Genomic DNA, 25,944 nt, shown 5'->3' on the forward strand with positions numbered 1-25,944 from the left:
TACTAAATACCGAAAGTACGCAAAAGGTTCAATGCCCTAAAATTTTCCGTTACGTGTAGCTGCTACTGGGATACAGAATTGCTTGCTTCAGGAAACAGCAGGTAGTGCACATTTGCCTTAATGCCGGAAGTCACAATTGTATGGATGTCGCCATCGGCTCCGCTATAGATGAGTATAGCGTCCAGCTCTTTGTGCGCTTCAAAAAGTGTGACTGCTTTTTCTACTCCCATTACCATACAGGCGGTTGCCAGGGCATCTGCAGTCATACAATTGTTGGCAAACACCGAAGCGCTTAGCAGTGAGTGCTGAACTGGTCTGCCGCTCACCGGGTCAATAGTATGGGCATATTTTTTCCCATTCACTTCATAGAAGTTTCGGTAGTTGCCAGAAGTTGCCATCGCCCTGTTGTCGAGGCTCACCGTCGCAGCAATATTTTCATTGGTAATGTCCAGCTTCGGGTTGTCCACGCCAATGAGCCAGGCCTCACCGTTTTCATTTTTGCCATGGCAGGTCACCTCACCACCTATTTCCACCATGTAGTCGCTGACTGACTTAGAAGCCAGAAAATCTCCGACAAGGTCAACTGCATACCCTTTAGCAACAGCGCTAAAGTCGAGGTACATGCCCGAAACCTCCTTTACGGCATAGGCAGAAGTAAATCGTATCATATCAAACCCAACAAAGTTGAGCAGAGAATCCACTTTTGCCGTGTCGGCCGAAGGTTGTTTGTTAGGACCAAAACCCCAGGCGTTGACCAGTGGCCCAACTGTTGGGTCAAAAGCCCCTCCCGTCATTTCATACACCAATTTGCTTGTTTCCAGCACAGGTAACATCAGTGATGATTCAAAAGCAAGCGAGTCGGCCTTGTTGAATCTCGATATTTCTGAATCCGGCACATAAGTAGAAAGAGATTGATTGAATGCCTGCAGCAATGAGTCTACCTGATTTTGGTACGACACCCCATTAGTTGAAATATATTTCACATGGTAGGGGATCGGGCCCATGGTTGTTCCCTGAAGCATCATTACCTGTGTTGGCGAGCTGTTTCTCCTCACAAACACAACGATAAATAGGGCGATAACAAATAGTAGAGGCACAACTCGCTTCCTGACAAAAGGATCCATTGACAATCAGTTTTTAGGCCCGCAAGTTACAGTTAAAAATTTTGATTGACTGAACAAAGGCCGGTGAACTATCCACTTAATAAGGCGATTCGTTAACTTAGCGCAAATCCTCAATTGAGTATGAGAGAAGACTACCTCCGTAGCGACGATGAACAAATGAGCTCCACCGAAAAGGAGATAGAAAAGGCATTACGTCCTTTGAACTTTGGTGATTTTACCGGGCAGGAGAAGGTGGTTGAAAATATCAAAATATTTGTCAGTGCCGCCAAGCAACGCAACGAGCCTCTGGATCATGTTTTGCTTCATGGCCCCCCGGGCCTGGGTAAGACCACCCTTTCACACATCATTGCCAACGAGCTCCAGTCGAATATAAAAATCACCTCCGGCCCGGTGCTTGATAAACCCGGCGACCTGGCTGGGCTGCTGACAAATCTGGAGCCTTACGATGTGCTCTTTATTGATGAGATTCACCGGCTCAACCCAGTCGTGGAGGAATACCTTTATTCTGCCATGGAGGATTATCGGATTGACATCATGCTCGATTCAGGGCCTAACGCCAGGAGTGTGCAAATTACCCTCAGCCCCTTTACGTTGATTGGTGCCACAACCAGGTCAGGGCTGCTCACCTCACCGCTTCGGGCTCGCTTTGGCATCAATGCCAGGCTCGAATACTACGACGCCAAACTATTGACGCAAATTGTAAAGCGATCATCCGATATCTTGAATACACCTCTTGAGGACGACGCAGCCTACGAAATTGCCAGGCGGAGCCGTGGTACCCCCCGGATTTCCAACAACCTGCTGCGCCGAACCAGGGACTTTGCGCAGATAAAGGGAACTGGCACTATCACTATGCCTATAGCTGAAATGGCATTGAAAGCGCTTGATGTCGATCAGAACGGGCTGGACGAGATGGACAACAGGATACTTTCCACTATCATTCATAAATTCAGCGGTGGTCCCGTTGGCCTCAGTACTATTGCTACCGCTTGCGGTGAAGAGGCCGAAACCATCGAGGAAGTGTACGAGCCTTTTCTGATTCAGGAAGGGTATATCAAAAGAACGGCGAGGGGGAGAGAGGCCACGCCTATGGCTTACAAACATTTAAAAGTACCCCTTCCCGGAAGGTCAGGTACCCTGTTCGATGAATAAAAGTGGCTTTTGATATGTCCAGTCACATAATTTCAAAAAACACACAGATAATTAAAGCCATAGCCAGCGAGCTGGGTTTTTCCTTTTGTGGCATAGCGAAGGCTGAATTTTTAGCCGAAGAGGCACCAAAACTCGAGGAATGGCTAAATAGAGGCTATCAGGGAAAAATGAGTTACCTGGAGAATCATTTTGATATGCGGCTGGACCCGACGAAACTCGTTCCCGGGGCCAGAAGTGTGGTTTCGCTGGTCTACAATTATTACCCGAAGGCGAAGCACGAAAGCGAGAACAATTTCAAAATTGCCAAATATGCTTACGGCCAGGACTATCACCTGGTGGTGAAAGAAAAGCTCAAGACATTCTTTTCAGCTATACAAACCCAGATTGGCGAAGTGGAAGGCAGGGTGTTTGTGGACTCAGCTCCTGTGCACGAACGTGCCTGGGCTGCCAAAAGCGGACTTGGCTGGGTGGGCAAAAACAGCCTGCTGTTGAACAGAGAAATGGGAAGTTTTTTCTTTTTAGCAGAGCTCATCATTGACCTGGAGCTCGAAGCTGACGGCCCCATGAAGGACTATTGTGGTACCTGCACCGCCTGCCAGGATGCCTGCCCTACTAAGGCCATCCCTGAACCCTATGTTGTTGATGGGAGCAGGTGTATTTCTTACCTAACCATTGAGTTGAAGGAGAGCATACCGGATGAGTTTAGCGGGAAAATGGAAAACTGGGCTTTTGGATGCGATATCTGCCAGGACGTTTGTCCATGGAACCGATTTTCGAAGCCCCATCGTGAGGCTGCCTTTAGTCCACAAGGTTGGGAGGGTTTTTCAAAGAGCGAGTGGGAGGAAATGACCGAAGAGACGTTCGGTAGGGTATTCAAGAAGTCGGCGGTGAAGAGAACTAAGTTTGCAGGGCTAAAGAGAAATATACAATTTGCGGGAAAAAAGTAAGGGACAAATTCTTGTCCCTTCGGTGGTTAATGTTACAATTTGACTTTACTGAATTGTTTGTTTAGGATTAACTGATACATCTTTCCAAATTGCTCGTAGCACCAATCCCGGAAAACGAGTAGCTCATCCGGTACCAACGCCTTAATAGCTTTTTTCAATTCCTTTTCGAAAAGAAATTTGTCAAAGCTAACTTTGCTTAAGATTGTTTTAAAGTACTCTAACATGGGCATTCTTGTTCTTAACATAACATACAGTCGTTTTCAATCGTTTAGACTTTACGTCGGTTTTAAGTACGTCGAACTTAAAAAAATGTTGGGTAATTGGCAAAGATTTGTCCTACTTTTAATGAAATCTTAATCTGGAAATAGATTTAACATAAAATACAATTTTATGCGTTTGAAATCGTTTGCAAAGACCAGTTTTTTGATAGCTGCTGCGACGCTCTTGATATTGGAAAAATCCTATTCTCAGGAAATTTCTGTTGACCTCGGGCCTTCAGAAATGGCTCTCAATCAATATTTTACAATTACGGTTACTGTTCAAAATGACCGACTGAGAAGCTATGATGAATTTCCTGAAATTTCGGGATTTGTAAAAAGAGGCACGTCTTCTTCCACATCTACTAATTTCATTAACGGGAAAATGAGCTCTACCCAGAGTATTACTCAAAATTATGCCCCACAGAGGGAGGGCAGTTTCCGCCTTCAGCCGTTTACCATCACCGTTAACGGAGAAAAGTTCAAATCTGAGGGGCAAATCATCAAAGTGGGCCCCCCGGTTAACGCCAGAAGGCAGCAGGCAGATCCGTTCGGGGCTGATCCATTTGAAGACTTCTTCGGTCGGAAAAGCACACCAAATGAGTTTGTTGATATTAAGGACGAAGCTTTTTTGGCCCTTACCACCGACAAGGATGAGGTGTTTGTTGGGGAGGGCTTTACAACCACCCTGGCCTTTTATGTGGCGGAGGAGAACAAGGCACCGCTTCAGTTTTATGAGCTGGGCAAGCAGCTGACCGACATCGTGAAGAAAGTGAAGCCAGCCAACACCTGGGAGGAAAACTACAACATTGAAAATGTGCAGAAGGAGCCCGTAACTATCAATGGAAAGCGGTATTCGCAGTATAAACTTTATCAGGCTACCTACTACCCGCTCAATCTCGACGACATCACATTTCCCTCTGTGGGTTTGGAGTTGATTAAATACAAGGTCGCAAAGAACCCAACATTTTTTGGACAGAATAGAATGGAGGACTACAAGACCTTTAGTTCCAAGGAAAAGGTGGTGGCCGTCAAAGACCTTCCGCCGCATCCTTTGAAGCAAGCTGTGCCGGTGGGTAAATATAGACTGCAAGAAGAAATCAGCAGTACAGAGTTGAACACTGGCGACAGTTTTAATTACTCATTTATTGTAGCTGGGGAAGGAAATATCTCTGCCATTAACAAGCCTCAGGTGGCGCAAAGCAAGGCTTTCGACTTTTACGACCCCAACGTAAAGCAAAGTGTGAACAGAAACAATGGGAAGGTGAGGGGTACAAAGACTTTCAATTATTTTGGCATCCCCAATGAGCCTGGGGGATACAAACTGTCGGACTACTTCCAAATGGTGTTTTTTAACCCCGAAGAGGCCAAATACGACACACTTAAATCGAGAGTGGAATTGGTAGTGAAAGGAGAGAGCCGCAGAAATGAATATATCTCATCCAGCGACCTTGGCTCTTTTTACGACAGGATAGGGCTGGAAGAAAATACCCTTGTAAAACTTTCAAGTGCCGGTTCATCACGTATTTTTGCCAACGTTTTTATATTAGTTATGTTAGCACTTACTGCTGCATTGTACGTGAAAAGAAAATAGATGGGAAGCTCATTCGGGAAGCTCTTTAAGATATCCACCTTTGGTGAGTCGCATGGAAAAGGTATTGGCGCAGTGCTGGAAGGCTGCCCGGCCGGGCTCGAAATCAACGAAGACTTTATTCAGGCAGAATTAGACCGGAGAAAGCCTGGCCAGTCAAAAATCACTACTCAGCGCCAGGAGGGTGACAAGGTGGAACTCCTTTCAGGAATTTTTGAAGGGAAGGCAACCGGCACTCCTATCGGCATGGTGATTTATAATGAGGATCAGCGCAGCAAGGACTATTCCCACATCGCTGAAAAATTTCGGCCATCCCACGCCGACTATACTTATCAGGTTAAATACGGCGTAAGAGACTACCGGGGTGGTGGGCGAAGCTCTGCAAGAGAAACTGCGGCCAGAGTGGCTTCCGGGTCAATAGCAAAAATGTTTCTGAAGACCCTCGGCATTGAGTGCTACGCTTATGTGTCGCAGGTGGGTGGTTTAAAGCTAGAAAAATCTTATCAGGAGCTGGATCTCGGAAAAATCGATGACAATATTGTGCGTTGCCCTGATGGGCCAATGGCAGAGAAGATGATTGACCTGATCGATGAGGTTAGAAAAAGCAGAGACACGATTGGGGGCATTGTGACCGGCGTGATAAAAGGCGTGCCTCCAGGGCTTGGCGAACCTGTTTTTGAAAAGCTTCATGCGGAACTCGGCAAAGCCATGCTGAGCATCAATGCCGTGAAGGGATTTGAGTTTGGAAGCGGGTTCGAAGGAATTACTATGAGGGGCTCGGAACACAATGACGTTTTTTATAAGGATGGCGATACCGTTAAAACGAAAACAAATCACTCAGGTGGAATTCAGGGTGGTATTTCTAATGGAGAAGATATATATTTCAGGATAGCCTTTAAACCTGTAGCCACTATTATGACAGATCAGGAGAGTGTTGATTTGCATGGTGATGCCACTACAGTAACTGGAAAAGGCCGCCACGACCCCTGCGTAGTGCCAAGAGCAGTGCCAATTGTAGAGGCAATGTCAGCACTTGTTATAGCCGACTACTATTTGATCAACAAAACCGTTAAACTGTGACAAGCCAAAAGAAAAAAATTCCCTTACACCTCTGGATAGTAATTGCAATGCTGGCTGGAGTGGTGTGGGGGATGATCGCTATTTTCGGCGGCCTTGGTGAATTTACAACAGACTGGGTGAAGCCATTCGGCACCATCTTCATCAAAATGCTGAAGCTGATAGCGGTTCCTTTGGTGCTTGTGTCCCTAATTGATGGCATTTCTAATCTGAGCGACCTCACCAAGCTCTCGAGAATAGGCGGAAAAACTATTGGTTTTTATTTATTCACAACGGTAGTTGCCATTACCATTGGGTTGCTATTGGTGAATACGATTCAACCTGGCAAGTTTCTTCCTGGCGACAAAAGGGAAGAGCTTCGTATGAAATACGCTTCAGATGCGAACCTGAAAATGACCAGTGCCAAAGGCGTGGAAGAGTCGGGGCCTCTTCAAATGCTTGAAGATATTGTGCCTGACAACTTTTTTAAGGCCGCAACTGACAATGGGGCTATGCTGCAAGTGATTTTCTTTGCATTCATGCTGGGCATCGCCATGGTGATGTCGCCGAAAGACAAGCTTGTCCCGGTGAAGGGTTTTTTTGAGGGGATTAACATCACTCTCTTGAACGTTGTGCATATTATAATGAAGTATGCCCCAATCGGCGTATTTGCGCTTATTGCAGGGCTGCTCGTTGATATCGCCGGAGATGACCCTTCAGGTGCTCTTGATTTGTTTAAAGCACTGGGGGTTTATGCCCTCACAGTTCTTGGAGGGCTGGGTACGATGATTTTTCTTATATACCCGCTCTTTATTAGAATTTTCACAAAAATAAAGTACGTACAATTCATCAAGGGCATTTTTCCGGCTCAGATGTTGGCATTCACAACAAGCTCCAGTGCCGCTACCCTGCCTGTAACGATGGATTGTGTGGAAAAAAACCTTGGCGTGTCGGAAGAGGTAACGAGTTTTGTACTTCCACTTGGCGCCACCATCAACATGGACGGCACCAGCATTCACCAGGCGGTTTCCGCAGTGTTTATAGCACAGGCCTTTGGCCACGACCTTACGCTCGCCGACCAGTTGATTATTGTGCTCACCGCCACCCTGTCTTCTATTGGTGCGGCGGCTGTTCCAAGTGCAGGGCTAATTATGCTGGTGATAGTGTTGGGTGCAATAGGTGTGGAGCCTGAAGGGCTAGCTTTGATCATTGCTATTGACAGACCTCTCGACATGGTTCGCACGATTGTAAATGTTACCGGTGATGCCTCGGTAGCTGTGATAGTGGCTGCCTCAGAGGGCGACCTCGCCAGCGAATTTGATAAAGGTCTCCTTAATTCTGACGCCGGTTCCTGAGGGAGTATATCGTCGATGACAGGTTGTATCTTTGGTTCATTAAAACACAAAGCAGCGCTGCTGAACTTATTTGGCAGCAGGTTGTTCCTAAGTAAGCTAAAATTCTGAAACCAATGGAATCTACGATAAAGAAGTCTCAAAGGCTTGTTACTCTGTACCTGGAGAACAATCCCAACCCCAATTCATTAAAATTTGTCGCGAACTTTATGTTGGTAGGGGAAGGTGAAAACTATGACTTCCCCGACGAGGCTAGCGCAGAACATGCTCCCCTGGCAAAAGAGCTTTTCAACTACGCCTTTGTAAAGAGGGTATTCTACATGAATAACTTTGTGACGATCACAAAGGACGAAAATGTGGAGTGGATAGATATTCAGGATCAGCTGAAAACCCATATCAGGGAATATCTGGAAGCTGAAAAGCCAGTTTTGATAAAAGCCGATCCCCTACAAAACGACATACTCGACAGCGACCCAGATGTGGTAAAAAACATCAAGAGCGTATTGGAAGAGTACATTAAGCCCGCAGTTGAGTCGGACGGCGGAGCCATTGTGTTCCAGGATTTTGAAGATGGTATTGTAAAAGTGGCGTTGCAGGGTTCTTGCAGTGGCTGTCCTTCCAGCATGGTGACCTTAAAGGCAGGTATTGAGAATTTGCTCAAAAGAATGGTGCCAGAAGTGCAGTCTGTAGAGGCAGTCAGCCTGTAAGCGCAATAGCTACAAAGATACTTAGCCTCGGAGGGATTCACTTCGGGGCTTTTTTTTAATCTTTTGTTAACACGTAGGAAAAGCTTCATAAATGAAATCGCCTGTATTTTCATTTATGAAAAACAGTAATGCATCTCACGAACAAGGCGATTCTAACCTGACCGAAACCAGAAAGGCATATCAACAAGCGCTGACACACCCACCCACTCTGGGTCTTTTGGCAGCCGATGAAAAATATTTTTTGCATCAGGCACTCTCAACTCCAGTGATGAATGGCCTGTCAAAAACTGAAGGTGCTTACATCTATGATTTGGAAGGAAGAAAATACCTGGACTGCCATGGAAACGGTGTACACAATGCCGGTTTTTCTAATCCCGAAGTCATCCAGGCAGTAAAACAACAATTGGATGCACAACTGGCATTCACGCCCCGAAGATACACCAGTCAACCTGCGGTTGACCTTGCGGCTAAACTAATAGAAGTAACGCCGGAAGACCTTGATCGTGTGCTGTTTTGCCCCGGGGGCTCCCAGGCAATAGAAATGGCTATTATGCTGGCAAAACAAGTCACCGGCAAATGGAAAACCATTTCCTTTTGGGATTCTTATCATGGCACGGGCTTCCAGTCGGCCAGTGTGGGGGGTGAGGAGCATTTTAATACAGGCAATGGCCCAATGGTTCCCGGAGCCTTTCATGTAGAGTTTCCCAATTACTATCGTAATCCCTGGGGCTTCACAAACCAGGCGCAGGTAGACGATGAGTATCTCAGGCAGATGAAAATTATTCTCAACAGAAATCCTGACCTGGCAGCCGTTGTCGGAGAACCAATTTCGGCTACACCTGTGGTGCCGAGTAGAAGATACTGGGAGGAGGTGAAAGTGCTTTGTCGCCGACATGATGCACTTTTGATTTTTGATGAAATTATTGAGGGGTTCGGCCGAACAGGCAAAATGTTTGCGTCGGAGCACTTTGTAACACCAGATGTGCTGGTACTAGGTAAGACGCTTGGTGGCGGTTTGATGCCTTTTGCAGGAATTGTAACAAAGGAAGAATATAATCTGTTGCAGCACCGGTCGATTGGGCATTTTACGCATGAAAAGAATCCGCTGTGCTGTGCCGCAGGGCTGGCTACTATCAACTATATCGAAGACCAGCAATTGGTCGATAATGCCGCAGCGATGGGCAACCTGCTCAAAGAAGGGCTTCTTGAACTACAGGAAGTATTTCCTCTTATAGGCAATGTGGCCGGGGAAGGTCTTCACCTGGGCGTTGATCTGGTGAAGAATAGGACTGCTAAGGAAAGGGCGACCGATGAAGCTGAGCAGATCATGTATCTATGCATGCAGGAAGGGCTCGCTTTTAAAATTATTGAAGGAAACATTATTACGCTAAGACCTTCACTCATCATTGATAAAGACGAGGTGAATTTTATTGTGGAAACGATAAAGAACGCCTTGAGAAAAGTGCAGTAAACAATTCGCCACCAATAAAAATACCTTTCAGGTTGTCCCTTTTTGTTAGTAAATCGCAGGACTAACCTAAACTTCAATCGATGAAAAGACATTTGACCGTTTTATTTGCTGCCACACTTGCCATAGCTGGCTGTGAGCAAAAGCCGCCAGTGAACATGCTGGAGGAAATCAACAAAGAGACGCTGGCTAACTCAAAAGTGTATCCCACGCTGGCAGATTGCATGGCTACAGTAGGGCACAGACTTACTGGGTCTGAGAATGGCGCTAAGGCCGAGGAATACACCTACAACCTCTTCAAGTCGTATGGCATCGACGTTGAGTATGACCCCTTCGAGGTTGAGTCGTGGAGCCGTGGAGAAGTAAAAACGCAGTTTAGCAGTGGATCCGATTGGGAAGAGGTAAGCTCTGTCAGCCTGGCTCACTCACCTGTTAGTGTAAACCTTGAAGGCGAAATTATTGACATGGGCAACGGAATAGAGGAAGACTACGAGGCCAATCCAGGGTCTGTAGAGGGAAAGATTGTATTTGTATACATCAGTATTTTGCCTGAGACAGTTGATCCTTCCAAAAACCTGCATAGATCTGAAAAAACAAAACTGGCTATCGACAATGGTGCTGCCGGAATTATTTTCTTCAATCAGGTAGAAGGTGGGGTTTTATTGACCGGAACAGCCTCGGTTACAGGAAGCCTTATTCCAATTCCTGCGGTGTGCATTGGCTATGAGGATGGCCTTGCATTAAAAGACAAGCTGACTGCCGGAGCGGTGAAAGCCAAGCTTGAAATGACAAACTTCAGCGAAGTGATCAAAGCAAGAAATGTGGTAGCCACTATCCCGGGAACAGACAAGGCTAGCGAAGTTATTCTTACCGGCGGCCATCTCGACTCGTGGGATTTGGCAACGGGTGCTATCGACAACGGCATCGGTTCTTTCTCTGTTATCGACATAGCCCGAACCTTTAAGGCGCTGGACATCAAGCCACGCAGAACACTCAAGTTTGTGATGTGGATGGGGGAAGAAGAAGGACTGCTGGGTTCGAAACACTATGTTAATGCCCTCAAAGAATCAGGCGAAATTGAGAATCTGAAATATGTTTTCAATCTGGACGCTTCATCTAATGCTGTTGGCTTTAATGCTGGCGGCAGGTTGGAGGCCGAAAAGTTTTTTGTAGACGCAGGCGACAGGATCAAGGCAGTGGATAGCACATTCACTAATAAATTTGCGAACAGGGCTGGTCTTCATAGCGACCATCAGTCGTTTATGCTGGAAGGCGTCCCCTTCTTTGCACCGGTAAGTAACCTGGATCGTTCGGTGTACGACTGCTATCATGCCGACTGCGATGACATCGACCTTGTTAACGAAGAGCACCTGGTCAACAATGTTCGTTTTTCCAGCATGATGCTTTACGAACTGGACAGGGCTCAGGAGCTCCCAGCAGCTAAGCTGGATGACGAAAGCACCCGCAAGTTGCTTGAAGATCAGGGCTTGAAGCTTAAGCTGAGGATACAGGGCGACTGGAGATGGTCGGCTGACGATTGATAGTTAATCCACATAATTATAGAAAGGGGCAACTGCCCCTTTTTTATTTCTCTGGGGAGTAAGTGGTGTGTATCTTGCTGTAAGGCCAAATGTCACGTAATGAGGGCGCTTTTTACATTAATTCTGTTTTTGATCACTTTTTGGGCCAAAGCTCAAACTTCTAATGACCTGTCAACGGGCGTTAGCCAACTAGTTCTTAATACGCTTACACGATCTTCTACCGACAACAATACTGTGGAGAGAGCCTGCATTGACGAAAAGCTTACCGGCCAATGCATACAGTACCATAACGACCAGTGGTTTTCCTATATCCCCGCTGATGAGAGTTCATTTTACGTCAACGTAAGGCATGAGCGTTGCAAGGATGATAGGGGTGTGCAGTTGGTTGTTTTCAAAGGTGAGCTTTGCCAAACTGAGAGTTATGAAATCGTTTCGTGCAATTCACCAGCCTCCGCCGACGATTTTTATTTTAAAGTAAATAGCCCTGAGCCTAATATCAGGTACTTTATGATCATAGACGGATACCTGGGAGACTTCTGCGATTTTACTATCGAGGTGTCGGACAAAGCCAATGGGCTTCCGGTGCTGATCGAAGACCCTTTGGCGGAAGGAATATTGGAGGCCAATGAGAAAACAGTCGACTTGCGCTGGGAATACCAGCCCGACACATCGGAGGTAAGCCATTTTTCCGTTATAAGAACAAGTAAGGCTTCCAATAAACGTTGGCAATTGCCATTGGCTTTCAATAGCCGTGGTGGCGTGGGGTCTGAATACCTGTTGAAAGATACCCTGACGGAAGTTGGTAGGTATTCTTATGATGTTTATCTCGTTGACGCCAACAACGAGCACCGGCTCTATCTTCATGAGGAGGCAGTACTAACAGAGGCGACGCCAGCAAGGGAGAACACGACAGCTTTTTTCCCATTTGCCGTGAGGAAGGGTACCAACCTGCAGGTAACTATTACGGACGCAGTTACCAAGCGAACGCTTTCCAACAAATTTGTGAAGGACTTTAAACTTGAAGGGCTTCAGTACGATTTTCGGGAACTGATCGATAGAGGACATCATTTTTTCGAGGTCAGGATTTATGATTATAAAACCAAACGAACAGAGGTATTCAGCAAACGATTCTAGTTTAGTTGAAGGCAGGCTGCATGGCACTATTGCATGTGCTTAACCTCTTCCAGCTTCCAGTCGATCACTAAGCCGCCACCTATGCCTCGGGCTACCTTTTTACCATACAGATATTCCACCAAATACATGGCAGGGTCGTATGATTTGGCGCCGCCTGAGGAAGTAATGGCTTTTCCGTCGTGAACGAAACTGTATCCCTCCTGAACATTGAGGTGAGGGAACATTTTTTTGAACTTCCCGATATCGGAAGGGAAGGTTGTGCATTTCACATTGTCGAGAAGGCCGGCCTGGGCGAGTATGAAGGCTCCATCGCATAACGACATAATAAACTTGGCCTTTGCGCCCTTATCTTTCACAAATTCGATCAGAACCGAATCCTGCAAGTCGGTGTCCATGTTGTGCTCAGCACTGGGCACCACCAGTACATCAATGGACGGAGTATCGTCAAAACTAAAATCAGGTATGATTTTGATTCCTTCAAATGTTTTGATGGGCTCATGGGTGGGAGACACGATGAATGTTTTCATGCCTGGAGAGGTGTGAAATACAGTATGCTGAAATACGTCAAAAGGAGCCATCAACTCAGAATTGTAGACGCCATTGATGGCGAGGAAGCCAACATTCAGTGTGTCAGTTGGCAGGTGAGAAGAATCAAACGGGGAGTCAGCCACTGCTGATTCCCCGTTTTGTTGACATGCTTGCAAAGAAAATAGGAGTGCGGTTCCCAGGACAACAGCAGCATGTATCCTCCTACTATCCATAATGTGCTTACTTCAAAGAAAGCTTGCCCAGATTTCTGAACAGGATAACCGTACCGGCGGCGGCTATGCCCAAAAGACCGAATCCAAGACCGATGTTTCCGTAGATAAAGCTTCCAATACCAAACAGCGAACAGTAGATGCTTACACAACCTACAAATACCATCATTACTTGCAAGGGCATTTGCCAGTTTGCGCCTTTGGAAGCATCAAGCACAATGCCTTCGCTCATGGCTTCATCAACGACCTTTTTCCAGCCAGGCCCGCCAGGTTGGGTTCTCAGGTAGAAGCTTCTTAGTGTCTCTTTATCTTCGGGCTTGGTGAGCAGAGTAGTAGAAATCCAGGCAGCACTAACGCCAAATAGAGATATTAAAAGGCGGGTTGAGAAAACGTCCAGATAGGCGTTGTCAAGTGCTTCAGGACTTATCACCAGCACCAGCAGAAAGGCCAGAACAGTAGCTACTACCATGGCAACAATCTCAGTAAGTGCGTTGATTCTCCACCAAAACCATCTGAGGATGTAAATGGCACCTGTGCCGGCTCCGGAGAGAAGCAGGATATCAAATGCCTGCGTAGCATTCTTAAGGATAGTGAGCGAGAAGGTTGCAGCGAAAATCATTAACCCGACGGTAGTGAAACGGGCGATAGACACCTGCTGTTTTTCAGTGGCGTCTGGCTTTACGAAGCGTTTGTAAAAATCGTTGACCACGTAGGATGAGCCCCAGTTGAGGTGTGTTCCGATGGTGGACATGTAGGCAGCAATAATTGAAGCAACAACAAGTCCCTTCCAGCCAGTGCCTAAAAGTGTTAGCATAGCAGGATACGCTATGTCGTGACCCAGATAGTTGTCACTAATACCGGGGAATTCAGCTTTTATTGAAGCCAGGTCGGGGAAGATAACCAGTGAGGCTAGCGCCACCAGGATCCAGGGCCAAGGGCGTAGCGCATAGTGTGCAAAATTGAAAAGTAGTGTAGCCCCGATGGCATTCTTTTCATCTTTAGCTGACAACATTCGTTGGGCAATATAACCTCCACCGCCCGGTTCTGCGCCCGGGTACCAAACTGACCACCACTGCACTGCGATGGGGATAATAAGTAATGGCAAGAACTGCTTTGGATCGTCAAAACTTGGAAAAATATCCAGTTTTGGCATCACATTCGGGTGAGCCAGCAGCTTGGTCAGGCCACCCACTCTCTCATCGCTGACTGCAACCACGGCAGCTATTACTGCACCAAGCATAGCGATTGAATACTGAAAGAAGTCTGCCCAAATCACTCCCTTTATTCCGCCAATTGTCGCATAAATAACAACCCCTATTGAGGCACCCACCACAATGTAAACTGGGTTTTCGATACCAAGCATGATCTGCCCAATTTTGATAGCGGCCAGCGTAACTGTTCCCATGATCAGGCAGTTGAAGAAAATGCCAAGATACAGGGACCTGAACCCCCGCAGGAAGGAAGCATACTTGCCGCTGTACCGCAACTCGTAGAACTCCAGGTCGGTCATTACGTTGGAACGTCTCCAGAGTCTGGCATAGATGAAGACCGTCACCATACCAGTAATGAGAAACGCCCACCAGGCCCAGTTTTTTGCCACACCGTTTTCACGCACCATTCCTGTTACCAGGTTGGGGGTGTCTGCCGAAAAAGTACAGGCCACCATGGAAATACCGAGCAACCACCAGGGCATTCCTCTACCGCCCAGAAAGTATTCAGAGGTGCTTTTCCCGGCGGTGAGCGAGGCAGCCCATCCAATTCCTACTACAATAGCAAAAAAAACCGCTATTATTACCCAGTCGAGTGTGCTTAAGACCATTTTGGAGTATAGTTTTTGTTTCGAACCCGTAAAATATAAAATTTGCATGCCGAAACAGACCCCATTAAAAAAAGAATTACAGATAATATGACGCAATCAACAAGTTTGGTAATACTGGCCGCCGGAATAGGAAGTCGATACGGTGGAATAAAGCAGGCCGACTCTTTTGGGCCCTCTGGTGAGTGGCTGATGGACTATGGAATTTATGACTCAATTCAAGCAGGGTTTACCAAGGTGGTTATTATCACCCGTAAAGATTTGCGGGATGTTTTGTACGAGCACCTGAACAAGTGGTGGGGTGACAAGATTGAGATTGAGTTCGTATTTCAGACACCTCCTGCGCAACACCCTGACAGGGTGAAGCCGTGGGGAACTGGCCAGGCTGTGCTATCAACAAAAGACGTGGTTAAGGAGCCGTTCGCTATTATCAATGCCGACGATTTTTACGGAAGAAAAGCCTACCTGGCAATGGGCAAGTTTCTCCAGTCCGTTGACCCAAAGGCGCTCCATTTTAGCATGGTAGGCTATCCTCTGATGGAGACGCTCTCAGATGCAGGATCGGTTGCGAGAGGGATATGCAATGTGGACGCCGACGGTAAATTGATCTCTGTGGTAGAGAAAACCAAAATACTTCAGTCAGGAGCTAATATTGTCAATGAAGAAAATGAAGCCAACCCGGAAATTTTGGACCCTAAGGGCTTCGTTTCAATGAATTTTTGGGGCTTCACACCTGCTTTGTTTCCTGAGCTTGTCGGCATTTGGGACGAGTTCTATGCTGCAAATAAAAATGAGCTAAAGGCAGAATTTTATATCCCCTCTGCAGTTACAAACCTGATGCAGAAGAAAAACGCCATTGTCGACGTGCTACCTGACGGCAATGATTGGATGGGTGTAACCTACAGCCAGGAGAAAGATATGGTCATGCAAAAACTGCATCAGCTAGTTAGCAGTGGAGAGTATCCTTCCGGGCTCAGCTGAAAAAGACATAGATGAGTAGCATCAGAAGAAAAGGTATTCCATACATCAGGAGTACCTTTTTTCTGTTTTGGCGGGGCATCCACCATAGCACCCACCAGGGACGGTAAAGGCCTGCTAGTATTAGCATAAAAAAAATGACCATTGTTGCCTGGAGTAGCTTCATAATCCCAGAAACAAAAAATCCGGCCAACTGGCCGGATTTACTTTTATTTATCAGCTCTGTTAAAGAGAGCGTTTTACTTCACGTTGTTCAAAGCCTTCAATGATGTCTCCTTCTTCGAGGTTGTTGAAGTTTTTGATGCTTATACCGCACTCATAGCCTTGTTTTACTTCAGCCACGTCGTCTTTGAATCTGCGGAGCTGCTGTATTTCGCCAGTGTAAACCACTATACCGTCACGAATTATTCTGATCTGATTGTTTCTCTTAATGAAACCGTCAGTCACCATACAACCTGCTACCGTACCAACTTTAGAAATCTTAAATACCTCACGAATCTCCACGTTACCAGTAATCACCTCCTGGAACTCCGGCGCAAGCATACCTTCCATGGCATCTTTGATTTCGTTGATAGCGTCGTAGATGATCGAGTAAAGTCTGATCTCGATTTCTTCCTGTTCGGCCAAGCGGCGTGCACTTGAAGAAGGCCTCACCTGGAAACCAACGATGATCGCATCGGAAGCTGAGGCTAGCAAGACATCAGATTCTGAAATCTGGCCTACTGCTTTATGTATGATGTTGACCTGAACTTCCGGTGTAGAAAGCTTCAGCAGTGAGTCGGCTAGTGCCTCAATAGAACCGTCAACATCACCTTTCACAATCACGTTAAGTTCTCTAAATGAACCAATGGCCAAACGGCGCCCAATTTCATCAAGCGTAATGTGCTTCTTAGTCCTAAGGTTCTGCTCACGTTGGATTTGCTGACGCTTGTAGGCAATGTCACGTGCCTCACGGTCACTTTCCATTACGTTCAGCTTTTCACCAGCTTGAGGAGCTCCATCAAGACCAAGCAAAAGCACCGGCGTTGAAGGCCCGGCTTGTTTCAGCCTGGTGCCTCTGTGGTCGAACATCGCCTTCACTTTACCAAAGTGAGAGCCAGCCAATACCACGTCACCGATATTCAGGGTTCCGTTTTGTACCATCACGGTGGCTACGTAACCTCTGCCTTTGTCAAGAGAAGCTTCGATAACGCTTCCTACGGCCTTTTTAGAAGCCTTTGCTTTCAGTTCAAGGATTTCAGCTTCCAAAAGTACTTTTTCAAGCAGGTCATCGATGCCCTGGCCTGTTTTCGCTGAAATCTCCTGGCATTGGTATTTTCCACCCCAATCTTCCACAAGAATGTTGATTTGGGATAACTCCTCTTTGATCTTGTTTGGGTTGGCGTTTGCCTTGTCAACTTTGTTGATAGCAATTACTATCGGAACACCAGCTACTTTCGCATGGTTAATGGCTTCCTTGGTTTGAGGCATGACGTTGTCGTCTGCTGCCACCACAATGATTGCAATATCGGTAAGCGCCGCACCTCTGGCACGCATGGCAGTAAATGCTTCGTGACCTGGTGTGTCGAGGAAGGCAATTTTGTTGCCGCCCGTGGTTTCTACATCGTATGCGCCGATGTGCTGCGTGATGCCACCGGCCTCGCCCGCTGTAACTTTGGTCTTCCTTATATAGTCGAGAAGCGAAGTTTTACCGTGGTCAACGTGGCCCATGATGGTAACGATAGGCGCTCTGGGCTCATCGTCCTCAATATCATCCTCAGTATTAATAGCTTCTGACTCTTCTTCTGACGTTGAGAATTCAATATCAAAACCGAATTCGTCCGCAATTACGGTAATCGTTTCTGCATCGAGACGCTGATTAATAGAAACGAAGATTCCCATGCTTAAACAAGCAGAAATTACGTCGTTAACAGAAACCCCCATTAATGAGGCAAGGTCATTGGCAGAAATAAACTCAGTCACCTTAAGAGTCTTCGAATCCTCCTGCTGCTGGAGCATCTTCTCTTCTTCCGCCTCAGCTTTGGCCGATCTCTTATCTCTCCTGTATTTTGACCTGTTGGCTCCTTGCCCGGGCTTACTACCCTTGCTCAACCTGGCGAGAGTAGCTTTTATTTTATCCTGAATCTCCTTGTCGGAGACCTCTTCTTTTTTCTCAAATCTTCCTTTGCCGGGTGTGCTGGCAGGCCTGTCGCCTTCTGGTTTTTTGAACCTCGGAGCATCGCCACTGTCCTTCCCTTCAACAACTATGCGTTTGCGTGGACGTTTCTTTTTCTTCTTGTCTCTGTCGTCAGAGCTGGCAACTGGTTGCTTTTTCTTTGCCTCTGGCAGTTCTATTTTCCCAAGAACAGTCAGACCCTTGAGAGCGTCGGCCTTAGCCTCAATTACCCGATCCTCTTTTTTGATAATTGGCTCCGGTTTGGCCAGCATTGGCGGTTCCTCGGCTATTTTTTCAGAGACTTCTTTGGGTTCTTCTTTTGGAGCCTTGGGCTCTTCAGCGACTTCGGCGGGAGGTTCAGGTGTTTCCACTTTGGCCACCACTTTAGGGGCCTCTTCTACTACCTTCTTTTCCTCTTTAGGAGGCTCAGGAGTAGCAGCTTTGGGAGCATCTTCCGCTTCTTTTTTAGGAGCCTTTTTGGGCTCAAGATCTATTTTGCCTACAACTTTAATTCCCTGAAGTTTCGGGGTTTGAGTTTTTGGCTCCTCCACCTCTTCAGCAGCTTCTTCCTTAGGCTGCTCTTTGCTGGAAAGGTTCTTTATTAAGATTTCTTCTTCTTCATCAGACGATCCGCTCTCCTGTGGAGAGTTCGTATTGATAACCACATTGTCAGAATGCTTCTTACCAATAGTAATGCCGGAAGCTTCTTCTTTCTCGTGGGCAGAAGTAGCAAATTCTCTTGCCAAAAGATCGTACTGCTCCTGAGTGAGCTTGGCATTCGGGCTGCTATCGATTGAAAAGCCCTTCTTCTCCAGAGCCTGAATGACAGTATTTGTACCAACATTCAACTTTCTGGCGACCTGGCTTAGTCTCCACATTCTGTCTTCACTCATACGCAAATATGACTCTTTAAAGCGTGTTATTAAAATTATTATTCAAATTCCTGACGTAGGATAGAGAGCACATCCTGTACTGTTTCCTCCTCCAAATCGGTCCTTCGGATGAGTTCTTCCTTTGTCAAATTAAGAACGCTACGGGCAGTGTCGAGGCCGATTTTCTTGAGCTCGTCAATTACCCAGCCTTCAATTTCATCTGAGAATTCATCCAGTGATACGTCCTCTACTTCATGACCTTCAAGCTCACGGAACACATCGATTTCAAGATCCACCAAACGGCTGGCCAGTTTGATATTCTGTCCACCTTTTCCGATCGCCAACGACACCTGGTCAGGCTTGAGGTACACAGACACTCTTCCATTTTCAGGCTCCACTTTCATGCTGGATATTTTCGCAGGACTCAACGCCCTTGATATATACAGCTCAGTGTTTTCAGTAAAGTTGATAACGTCTATATTTTCATTTTCAAGCTCTCTCACGATACTGTGAATCCTTGAGCCTTTCATACCTACGCAGGCACCAACCGGGTCAATCCTGTCGTCATAAGATTCTACAGCCACCTTGGCTCTTTCTCCAGGCTCACGAACTACCTTTTTAATGGTGATCAAGCCATCATAAACCTCCGGCACTTCGCTTTCGAAAAGCCTTTCAAGGAAAACGGTCGAAGTTCTGGAAAGAATAATCTTTGGGTTTCCATTGACCATCTCCACCCTATGAACAATCGCACGTACATTTTCCCCCTTCTTAAAGCGATCCTTAGGAATCTGCTCAAATTTCGGCAGGATTAACTCATTCCCCTCAGCATCAACCAATAGTATCTCTCTTCCAAGCACCTGGTAAACTTCACCAAGGATGATCTCGCCCACGAGTTCCTTATACTTCTGGAAAAGGATGTCCTTCTCAAGGTCTTTGATTTTCTGAATAAGCGTTTGGCGAGCCATTTGTACCGCTCTTCTACCAAAGTCTTCAAGCTTAACTTCTTCCGCTACTTCTTCTCCAATCTCAAAGTCAGGCTCTATTTTTCTCGCTTCTGTAAGGCTTACTTTATCGTGATCCCAAATGTCTTCCGAGTTATCGTCTACGATTTCTCTGAATCGCCAAATCTCAAGGTCTCCTTTGTCCGCATTGATAATGATGTCAAAGTTCTCATCAGTTTCAAATCTCTTCCTGATCATAGTCCTGAATACATCCTCCAGGATACGGATCATTGTTGGGCGGTCAATGTTTTTTCTCTTTGCAAAATCCGCAAAGGATTCTATAAGAAATACGCTATCCATAGTAAACTGCCTAAAAGGTGACTAAAACTTTTGTATGATGAATGTCCTGAAATAGTATTGTGCTCATTTCGGTGACTTTTTTATTTTTTACTTCTATTTGAATCTCCTGCTCACTCACAGTTATCAACTTGCCCTTTTCCTCTTTTCCGTCGGCTTTAAATACCTTCACCGACCGGCCTATGTTCTTATAGTACTGCCTCAACAACTTCAGGGGCTGATCAATGCCTGCAGAAGACACCTCCAGCTGATACGCATCTTTGATCAAGTCTTCTTCATCTAGTTTGGCAGCTAATTTTCGGCTAATCTTCGCACACTGCTCGATGGTGATTCCACTGTCCCCATCCAGAAACACTCTCAGCTTTTGAGCGTTCTTTGGGCCGGTTAGTGATACTTCAACCACAAACAGGTCACTGTCTATTATTTCGTCAAGCCAACCTTTTATAATCGATTCCTCAGCCATACCAAACCAAACTATATAAAGAAAGGGGACGCTCGTCCCCTTTTTTCTTAATCCAGCCGCAAATTTATATTAATTTTTCTTGTTAACAAAGGGGCCCTCCCAAACTTCTCCCAAACAAAGTGTTCTTGTGATCGTTTGAAAGCAAATATGTTGAGCGGAGGACTCCTTAAATAAAGAATGTTGCCTTCTGCTTACAATTGTTAAATTTGCCGCATGATCCCGAAACTAAGATTATTCAATTCTTTAACTAAGCAAAAGGAAGAGTTTGTGCCCATCAATGCGCCCTATGTGGGCATGTATGTCTGCGGGCCTACGGTTTACAATGATGTGCATTTGGGTAATGTCCGCACGTTTATCAGTTTCGATATTATTTACAGATACCTTTTGCATCTGGGATACAAGGTTCGCTACGTCAGAAATATTACTGATGTGGGGCACTTGACCGGCGATACGGACGACGGAGAAGATAAAATCGGAAAAAGAGCAAAGCTCATGAACCTGGAACCGATGGAGGTGGTGCAGAAATACACCAATGGGTTCCACCAGGTGATGGATATTTTCAACGTGTTGCCTCCCAGCATAGAACCAACAGCAACTGGCCATATTCTCGAACAAATAGAGATGATTAAGACCATTATAGATCATGGATATGCTTACGAGTCTAAAGGGTCTGTTTATTTTGATATCGGCAAGTTCAATGAGAAATATCAATATGGTAAACTGTCAGGTAGGGTTGTAGATGATTTGATGGCTAACACCCGGGAGCTGGATGGACAGGACGAGAAGAGAAACCCGCTGGATTTTGCTGTCTGGAAGAACGCCTCTAGCGAACATATCATGCGATGGAATTCTCCATGGGGAGTGGGTTTTCCAGGCTGGCACCTGGAGTGCTCCGTGATGAGTACCAAATACCTTGGAGAGTCATTCGATATACACGGCGGTGGAATGGATCTGAAGTTTCCCCACCATGAGTGCGAAATAGCGCAGTCTGTTGGTGCCTCGGGGAAAGAGCCGGTAAAATATTGGCTACATACGAACATGCTGACTGTGAATGGCCAGAAGATGAGTAAGTCGCTGGGTAATTCTTTTCTGCCTTCAGAGCTGATTACTGGCACGCACGAATTGCTCGACAGGCCGTACAGCCCAATGACGGTGCGTTTCTTTATGCTGCAAAGCCACTATGCCAGCACGCTTGATTTTTCCAACGAAGCTTTATCTGCTGCCAACAAAGGCTACAAGAAGCTAATGAATGGACTGAAGCTGATTAAAGAAATGAGTTTTGTTCCGGAGGAAGGAGTGGCCCTGAATCAGCAGGCTGTTGACCAAATCAATGGCTTGGCAGATAATTGCTACAGAGCAATGAACGACGATTTCAACACTGCTCTGGCGATCGGGCACTTGTTCAATCTTTTGAAAAAGATCAACTCGCTGCAAACAGGCGGACTTAAGTATGGGGAAATCGGACAAGAGGGCTTTGATAAGCTAAAATCTACTTATCTTTCTTTTGTTGAAGAAATTCTTGGGCTAAAAGAAGAACTTATTGTAGAGCCTAAGAACCTCATAGGTATTTTGCTTACGCTTTATAAAGAAGCAAAAGAGGCAAAAAACTATGATAAGGTAGATGAAATAAGAAGCCTGCTAAAGAATGAGGGCATCACCTTAAAAGACATGAAACAAGGAATTGATTGGGCTTACGAAGAATAAGCCCAATCAGTTAAATCACCTCTTTTCGTATTGATCACTGTAGTACTTCATATAATCGCCTGAAGTAACATTGCTTAACCAGGCGTCATTGGCCAGGTACCACTCGACTGTTTTTTCCAGGCCTTCTTCAAACTGCAACGAAGGCTCCCAGCCTAGCCCTTTCATGATTTTGTTGGCGTCAATGGCATACCTCATGTCGTGACCGGCACGGTCTTTTACATAGGTAATTAGCTTTTCAGAAGTGCCTTCGGGTCTGCCAAGTTTTTTGTCCATGATTTTGCAAAGAAGCTTCACCACATCAATGTTCGTCCACTCATTGAACCCACCAATATTGTAGGTTTCGCCAATTGTGCCCTTGTGGAAAACAGTGTCTATGGCTCTCGCATGATCCACCACGTACAGCCAGTCCCTGATGTTTTCACCCTTTCCATAAACCGGCAGAGGCTTGCTGTTTTTGATGTTGTGAATGCAAAGTGGAATAAGCTTCTCTGGAAAATGGTAAGGGCCGTAGTTGTTCGAGCAGTTTGTAACCACTACAGGGAGCCCATAAGTGTTGGCATAAGCACGCACAAAATGATCTGAACTTGCTTTCGAAGCAGAGTACGGAGACTGTGGATCGTAAGAAGTAGTTTCGGTGAAGAAGCCCTCATCCCCAAGTGAGCCATATACTTCATCGGTTGAAATGTGGTAGAATCGTTTCCCTTCGAATGAGTCTTTCCACGTATCCTTGGCTGCGTTCAGCAGCGTTACTGTGCCAATCACATTCGTTTTGATAAACTCCATGGGGTTGGATATAGACCTATCTACGTGCGACTCAGCTGCAAGGTGCAGCACGCCATCAAATTGTTCTTTTTTGAAAAGATCAAAAATAAACTTGTCGTCGGTGATGTCCCCCTTTACAAAAGTATAGTTAGGCAGACTTTCAATATCCCGTAAGTTTTCCAGGTTGCCGGCGTACGTAAGATTGTCAAGATTGAAAATCTTATAATCAGGATATTTATTAACAAACAGCCTCACCACATGGGAGCCAATAAAGCCAGCTCCTCCGGTAATTAATATTTTTTTCATTGTTTCAGTTTTGCCTGTGCTATTTCCCAGTCCCAGGCTGATTTTAAGGCTTCTTCAATGCCGAATTGGGTTTTCCAATTCAACTTTTTGTTGGCGAGAGACGTATCCGCATAAACTGCTTCGACATCGCCCCCCCTTCGGTCAACAATTTTGTATGGGATGTTAATACCTGTTGCTCTTTCGAATGCCTGAATCATTTGGATCACCGACATACCCACTCCCATGCCCAGATTGTATACTTCGTATGAAGACTCCATAGCTCCATTTGCGAACCGCTGCACCGCATCCACGTGTGCTTTGGCCACATCCATTACATGAATATAGTCCCTGACACAAGATCCGTCAACTGTGTTGTAGTCGTCGCCAAAAACTCTGAGAAACTCCCTTTTCCCGTGCGCCGTTTCTGTAATGAAAGGCACCAGGTGATGTGGCATCCCATGCTGAACCTCGCCGATTAATGACGTAGGATGTGCTCCAATTGGGTTGAAGTATCTCAAAGCTATCGCCTTTACTTCGGAGGCAACAGTTGTGTCTCTGATGATGTCCTCGCACATTTTTTTGGTGTTGCCATAGGGAGAAACAGCCTCCTGGATGGGGGCGTTTTCAGCGACAGGCAATACTTCCGGATTTCCGTACACAGTGCAGGAAGAAGAGAAAATGATCCCTTTGGTCCCAAACTTTGACTGACACTTCAGAAGATTGATAGTCGACAATAAGTTGTTCTCATAATACTTAAGCGGATTGTCGACAGATTCGTTGACCAGAAGGAAGGCGGCAAAATGGATAGCCGCCTTCATTTCCGGATATTTCACAAAAATGGATTCCAACTCATTATAGTTGCACATTTCAACCTGATGAAACAGGCAACGCTTACCAGTGATCTTCTCAATGGCATCTAATACCTTGACCTCTGAATTAGACAGGTTGTCGATAATGATTGGCTCGAAACCCGCATTGATCAGCTCCACAACCGTATGAGAGCCAATATAGCCAAGTCCGCCTGTGACGAGAATTTGATTATTTGCCATCAACGTCTTTTCTACCGATGCTGAAGTACGTAAACCCTAAATCTTCCATCGCTTGTGTGTCGTACAAGTTTCTGCCGTCAAAAATAACCTTAGACTTGAGCAGAGACTGAAGTTTGTCAAACTCAGGCGTTCTAAAAACAGGCCATTCCGTCATAATAAACAGTGCGTCAGTACCTTCAACTGCCGCATACTCGTCGCTACAGAATTCTATGGTGTCACCAAAGAGCTCTTTCACGTTTTCCATGGCTTCCGGATCGTATACCTTCACTTTGGCACCAAGTGCAAGCAGCTCTTTAATATTCTCTAAGGCTGGCGCTTCTCTAATGTCGTCGGTATATGGCTTAAATGCGAGACCCCAGATACCGAAAGTCTTGCCCTTTAGGCTCCCATTGTAAAAAGCTTTGGCCCGATGGATCAACTTGGTTTTCTGCTCCTGATTCACATCCATTACCGAGGTTAGAAGCTTAAAATCATATTTAACTTCCTGCGCCGACTTGGCAAGTGCCTGCACGTCCTTTGGAAAACAACTTCCACCGTATCCGATGCCGGCAAAAAGAAATCTTTTTCCGATCCTGGTGTCCGTACCAATCCCTTTTCTAACCATGTCAACATCTGCTCCCAGGAGCTCACACATGTTAGCAATCTCGTTCATGAATGTGATTTTGGTGGCGAGGAAGGAGTTGGCTGCGTACTTGGTCAGCTCGGCCGATTTCTCATCCATAAAGATAACCGGGTTGCCCTGGCGTACGAATGGGGCATAAAGCTGATCCATTACCTTCTTGGCTTTTTCTGAGCTAGTGCCAATGACCACTCTGTCTGGCTTCATGAAATCATCTACTGCGACACCCTCTCTGAGGAACTCAGGATTTGAGACCACGTCAAAAGGCACTTTCGCATTTTTGGCTATTTGAGCATGTACCTTGTCGGCTGTGCCAACGGGCACTGTGCTCTTGTCAACAATCACTGTATACTCACTAAGAATTGGGCCCAAGTCGCTGGCCACTTTCAATATGTATTTAAGGTCAGCAGAGCCATCTTCGCCGGGAGGTGTGGGCAGGGCTAGAAAAATGATTTTGGCATCCTTGATGCCTTCTTTAAGGTTAGTAGTGAAATCGAGTCTGCCCTGCTTAATATTCCTTTCAAAGAGAACGTCCAAACCAGGTTCATAAATGGGCATGATCTGATTCTTAAGTTTTTCAACCTTCTTTTCGTCGATGTCAACGCACGTTACGTGGTTTCCTGTTTCGGCGAAACAGGTACCTGTCACAAGTCCAACATAGCCGGTTCCAACTACAGCAATTTTCATATTGTTCGGATTTTCTTATTAGTCTGCTGCAAATCTATCAATCTGCAAAATAATTACACCAATTCTTTCGGTAAATGAACGGTTTTTGGAGTTAATTAAACTCGGCGTTGAGACCAACCGTGCGAGAATGCTGGTTGTCAGTTTAAACTAACGATGGATAATTGCGTTT

20 protein-coding genes are annotated in these 25,944 nt (G+C 45.9%); 11 read left to right on the forward strand and 9 right to left on the reverse strand.

Annotation, left to right across the window (positions count from 1 at the left end):
• Positions 1-62: 62 nt before the first annotated feature.
• Complete coding sequence (locus RIF36_RS08215; RefSeq protein ID WP_350124481.1) at positions 63-1,124, reverse strand: FAD:protein FMN transferase; 1,062 nt, start codon at positions 1,122-1,124, stop codon at positions 63-65.
• A 120-nt stretch (positions 1,125-1,244) separates the two neighbouring features.
• On the opposite strand from RIF36_RS08215, the gene ruvB reads away from it, so the two are divergent.
• The 9 genes from ruvB to RIF36_RS08260 all read left to right on the forward strand — a co-directional run bounded on the left by ruvB (position 1,245) and on the right by RIF36_RS08260 (position 12,329).
• Positions 1,245-2,276 carry a Holliday junction branch migration DNA helicase RuvB gene (gene ruvB, locus RIF36_RS08220; protein WP_350124478.1) on the forward strand — a complete coding sequence of 344 codons (1,032 nt, stop codon included), beginning with the start codon at positions 1,245-1,247 and terminating at the stop codon, positions 2,274-2,276.
• Positions 2,277-2,290: 14 nt separating this feature from the next.
• On the forward strand, positions 2,291-3,223 hold the full coding sequence (queG, locus tag RIF36_RS08225; RefSeq protein ID WP_350124475.1) for a tRNA epoxyqueuosine(34) reductase QueG: 933 nt from the start codon (positions 2,291-2,293) through the stop codon (positions 3,221-3,223).
• Between the two features lie 390 nt (positions 3,224-3,613).
• Positions 3,614-5,074 (forward strand): BatD family protein, encoded by a 1,461-nt coding sequence (locus RIF36_RS08230; RefSeq protein WP_350149333.1) that lies wholly within the window; start codon positions 3,614-3,616, stop codon positions 5,072-5,074.
• Positions 5,075-6,151, forward strand: coding sequence for a chorismate synthase (aroC, locus tag RIF36_RS08235; RefSeq protein WP_151997579.1), 1,077 nt, complete (start codon positions 5,075-5,077; stop codon positions 6,149-6,151).
• Positions 6,148-7,482 (forward strand): dicarboxylate/amino acid:cation symporter, encoded by a 1,335-nt coding sequence (locus RIF36_RS08240; protein ID WP_350073268.1) that lies wholly within the window; start codon positions 6,148-6,150, stop codon positions 7,480-7,482. The genes aroC and RIF36_RS08240 overlap by 4 nt, the downstream gene beginning before the upstream one ends.
• 113 nt (positions 7,483-7,595) lie before the next feature.
• Positions 7,596-8,186, forward strand: coding sequence for a NifU family protein (locus RIF36_RS08245; RefSeq protein WP_350124469.1), 591 nt, complete (start codon positions 7,596-7,598; stop codon positions 8,184-8,186).
• 91 nt (positions 8,187-8,277) lie between these two features.
• On the forward strand, positions 8,278-9,657 hold the full coding sequence (gene pbfA / locus RIF36_RS08250; RefSeq protein WP_350124466.1) for a (R)-1-hydroxy-2-aminoethylphosphonate ammonia-lyase: 1,380 nt from the start codon (positions 8,278-8,280) through the stop codon (positions 9,655-9,657).
• Positions 9,658-9,737: 80 nt separating this feature from the next.
• Entirely contained in the window at positions 9,738-11,195 is a 1,458-nt protein-coding gene (locus RIF36_RS08255; RefSeq protein ID WP_350124463.1) for a M28 family peptidase, read from the forward strand.
• 99 nt (positions 11,196-11,294) lie between these two features.
• The gene (locus RIF36_RS08260) at positions 11,295-12,329 is read left to right on the forward strand and encodes a hypothetical protein (protein WP_350124460.1); all 1,035 of its coding nucleotides are present in this window, start codon (positions 11,295-11,297) and stop codon (positions 12,327-12,329) included.
• 26 nt (positions 12,330-12,355) lie between these two features.
• Here the strand turns inward: RIF36_RS08260 and RIF36_RS08265 are convergent, their stop codons facing one another.
• Positions 12,356-13,000, reverse strand: coding sequence for a DJ-1/PfpI family protein (locus RIF36_RS08265; RefSeq protein ID WP_350124457.1), 645 nt, complete (start codon positions 12,998-13,000; stop codon positions 12,356-12,358).
• Positions 13,001-13,097: 97 nt separating this feature from the next.
• On the reverse strand, positions 13,098-14,906 hold the full coding sequence (locus tag RIF36_RS08270; protein ID WP_350124454.1) for a sodium:solute symporter family protein: 1,809 nt from the start codon (positions 14,904-14,906) through the stop codon (positions 13,098-13,100).
• Positions 14,907-14,993: 87 nt separating this feature from the next.
• Here RIF36_RS08270 and RIF36_RS08275 point away from each other — a divergent pair, with 87 nt between their 5' ends.
• Positions 14,994-15,884, forward strand: a complete 891-nt coding sequence (locus RIF36_RS08275) for a nucleotidyltransferase family protein (protein WP_350097464.1) — start codon at positions 14,994-14,996, stop codon at positions 15,882-15,884.
• Between the two features lie 222 nt (positions 15,885-16,106).
• On the opposite strand, the gene infB is transcribed toward RIF36_RS08275, so the two are convergent.
• The 3 genes from infB to rimP are packed head-to-tail and all read right to left on the reverse strand — an operon-like array spanning position 16,107 to position 20,669.
• The gene (gene infB / locus RIF36_RS08280; RefSeq protein WP_350097462.1) at positions 16,107-18,929 is read right to left on the reverse strand and encodes a translation initiation factor IF-2; all 2,823 of its coding nucleotides are present in this window, start codon (positions 18,927-18,929) and stop codon (positions 16,107-16,109) included.
• Positions 18,930-18,967: 38 nt separating this feature from the next.
• Positions 18,968-20,209 carry a transcription termination factor NusA gene (gene nusA / locus RIF36_RS08285; protein ID WP_151997571.1) on the reverse strand — a complete coding sequence of 414 codons (1,242 nt, stop codon included), beginning with the start codon at positions 20,207-20,209 and terminating at the stop codon, positions 18,968-18,970.
• Positions 20,210-20,219: 10 nt separating this feature from the next.
• Entirely contained in the window at positions 20,220-20,669 is a 450-nt protein-coding gene (rimP, locus tag RIF36_RS08290) for a ribosome maturation factor RimP (RefSeq protein WP_350124451.1), read from the reverse strand.
• A gap of 213 nt (positions 20,670-20,882) precedes the next feature.
• Between rimP and cysS the strand changes: the two genes are divergently transcribed.
• Positions 20,883-22,373 carry a cysteine--tRNA ligase gene (gene cysS / locus RIF36_RS08295; RefSeq protein WP_350124449.1) on the forward strand — a complete coding sequence of 497 codons (1,491 nt, stop codon included), beginning with the start codon at positions 20,883-20,885 and terminating at the stop codon, positions 22,371-22,373.
• A 15-nt stretch (positions 22,374-22,388) separates the two neighbouring features.
• On the opposite strand, the gene rfbB is transcribed toward cysS, so the two are convergent.
• Genes rfbB through RIF36_RS08310 form a run of 3 tightly spaced genes read right to left on the reverse strand, consistent with a single transcriptional unit; the run spans position 22,389 to position 25,775 of the window.
• Complete coding sequence (gene rfbB, locus RIF36_RS08300) at positions 22,389-23,441, reverse strand: dTDP-glucose 4,6-dehydratase (protein ID WP_350124446.1); 1,053 nt, start codon at positions 23,439-23,441, stop codon at positions 22,389-22,391.
• Positions 23,438-24,469 (reverse strand): UDP-glucose 4-epimerase GalE, encoded by a 1,032-nt coding sequence (gene galE, locus RIF36_RS08305; protein ID WP_350124443.1) that lies wholly within the window; start codon positions 24,467-24,469, stop codon positions 23,438-23,440. The genes rfbB and galE overlap by 4 nt, the downstream gene beginning before the upstream one ends.
• Positions 24,459-25,775, reverse strand: coding sequence for a UDP-glucose dehydrogenase family protein (locus RIF36_RS08310; RefSeq protein ID WP_350097455.1), 1,317 nt, complete (start codon positions 25,773-25,775; stop codon positions 24,459-24,461). The genes galE and RIF36_RS08310 overlap by 11 nt, the downstream gene beginning before the upstream one ends.
• Positions 25,776-25,944 lie beyond the last annotated feature (169 nt).

Origin of the sequence: Imperialibacter sp., from assembly GCF_040222815.1 — a bacterium.
Classification (GTDB): domain Bacteria; phylum Bacteroidota; class Bacteroidia; order Cytophagales; family Cyclobacteriaceae; genus Imperialibacter.

Bases quoted from the DNA above. Each gene is read 5' to 3' on its own strand.
- RIF36_RS08215 (WP_350124481.1), bottom strand. From the start codon at position 1,124: ATGGATCCTTTTGTCAGGAAGCGAGTTGTGCCTCTACTATTTGTTATC.
- ruvB (WP_350124478.1), top strand. From the start codon at position 1,245: ATGAGAGAAGACTACCTCCGTAGCGACGATGAACAAATGAGCTCCACC.
- queG (WP_350124475.1), top strand. From the start codon at position 2,291: ATGTCCAGTCACATAATTTCAAAAAACACACAGATAATTAAAGCCATA.
- RIF36_RS08230 (WP_350149333.1), top strand. From the start codon at position 3,614: ATGCGTTTGAAATCGTTTGCAAAGACCAGTTTTTTGATAGCTGCTGCG.
- aroC (WP_151997579.1), top strand. From the start codon at position 5,075: ATGGGAAGCTCATTCGGGAAGCTCTTTAAGATATCCACCTTTGGTGAG.
- RIF36_RS08245 (WP_350124469.1), top strand. From the start codon at position 7,596: ATGGAATCTACGATAAAGAAGTCTCAAAGGCTTGTTACTCTGTACCTG.
- pbfA (WP_350124466.1), top strand. From the start codon at position 8,278: ATGAAATCGCCTGTATTTTCATTTATGAAAAACAGTAATGCATCTCAC.
- RIF36_RS08255 (WP_350124463.1), top strand. From the start codon at position 9,738: ATGAAAAGACATTTGACCGTTTTATTTGCTGCCACACTTGCCATAGCT.
- RIF36_RS08260 (WP_350124460.1), top strand. From the start codon at position 11,295: ATGAGGGCGCTTTTTACATTAATTCTGTTTTTGATCACTTTTTGGGCC.
- RIF36_RS08270 (WP_350124454.1), bottom strand. From the start codon at position 14,906: ATGGTCTTAAGCACACTCGACTGGGTAATAATAGCGGTTTTTTTTGCT.
- RIF36_RS08275 (WP_350097464.1), top strand. From the start codon at position 14,994: ATGACGCAATCAACAAGTTTGGTAATACTGGCCGCCGGAATAGGAAGT.
- infB (WP_350097462.1), bottom strand. From the start codon at position 18,929: ATGAGTGAAGACAGAATGTGGAGACTAAGCCAGGTCGCCAGAAAGTTG.
- nusA (WP_151997571.1), bottom strand. From the start codon at position 20,209: ATGGATAGCGTATTTCTTATAGAATCCTTTGCGGATTTTGCAAAGAGA.
- rimP (WP_350124451.1), bottom strand. From the start codon at position 20,669: ATGGCTGAGGAATCGATTATAAAAGGTTGGCTTGACGAAATAATAGAC.
- cysS (WP_350124449.1), top strand. From the start codon at position 20,883: ATGATCCCGAAACTAAGATTATTCAATTCTTTAACTAAGCAAAAGGAA.
- rfbB (WP_350124446.1), bottom strand. From the start codon at position 23,441: ATGAAAAAAATATTAATTACCGGAGGAGCTGGCTTTATTGGCTCCCAT.
- galE (WP_350124443.1), bottom strand. From the start codon at position 24,469: ATGGCAAATAATCAAATTCTCGTCACAGGCGGACTTGGCTATATTGGC.
- RIF36_RS08310 (WP_350097455.1), bottom strand. From the start codon at position 25,775: ATGAAAATTGCTGTAGTTGGAACCGGCTATGTTGGACTTGTGACAGGT.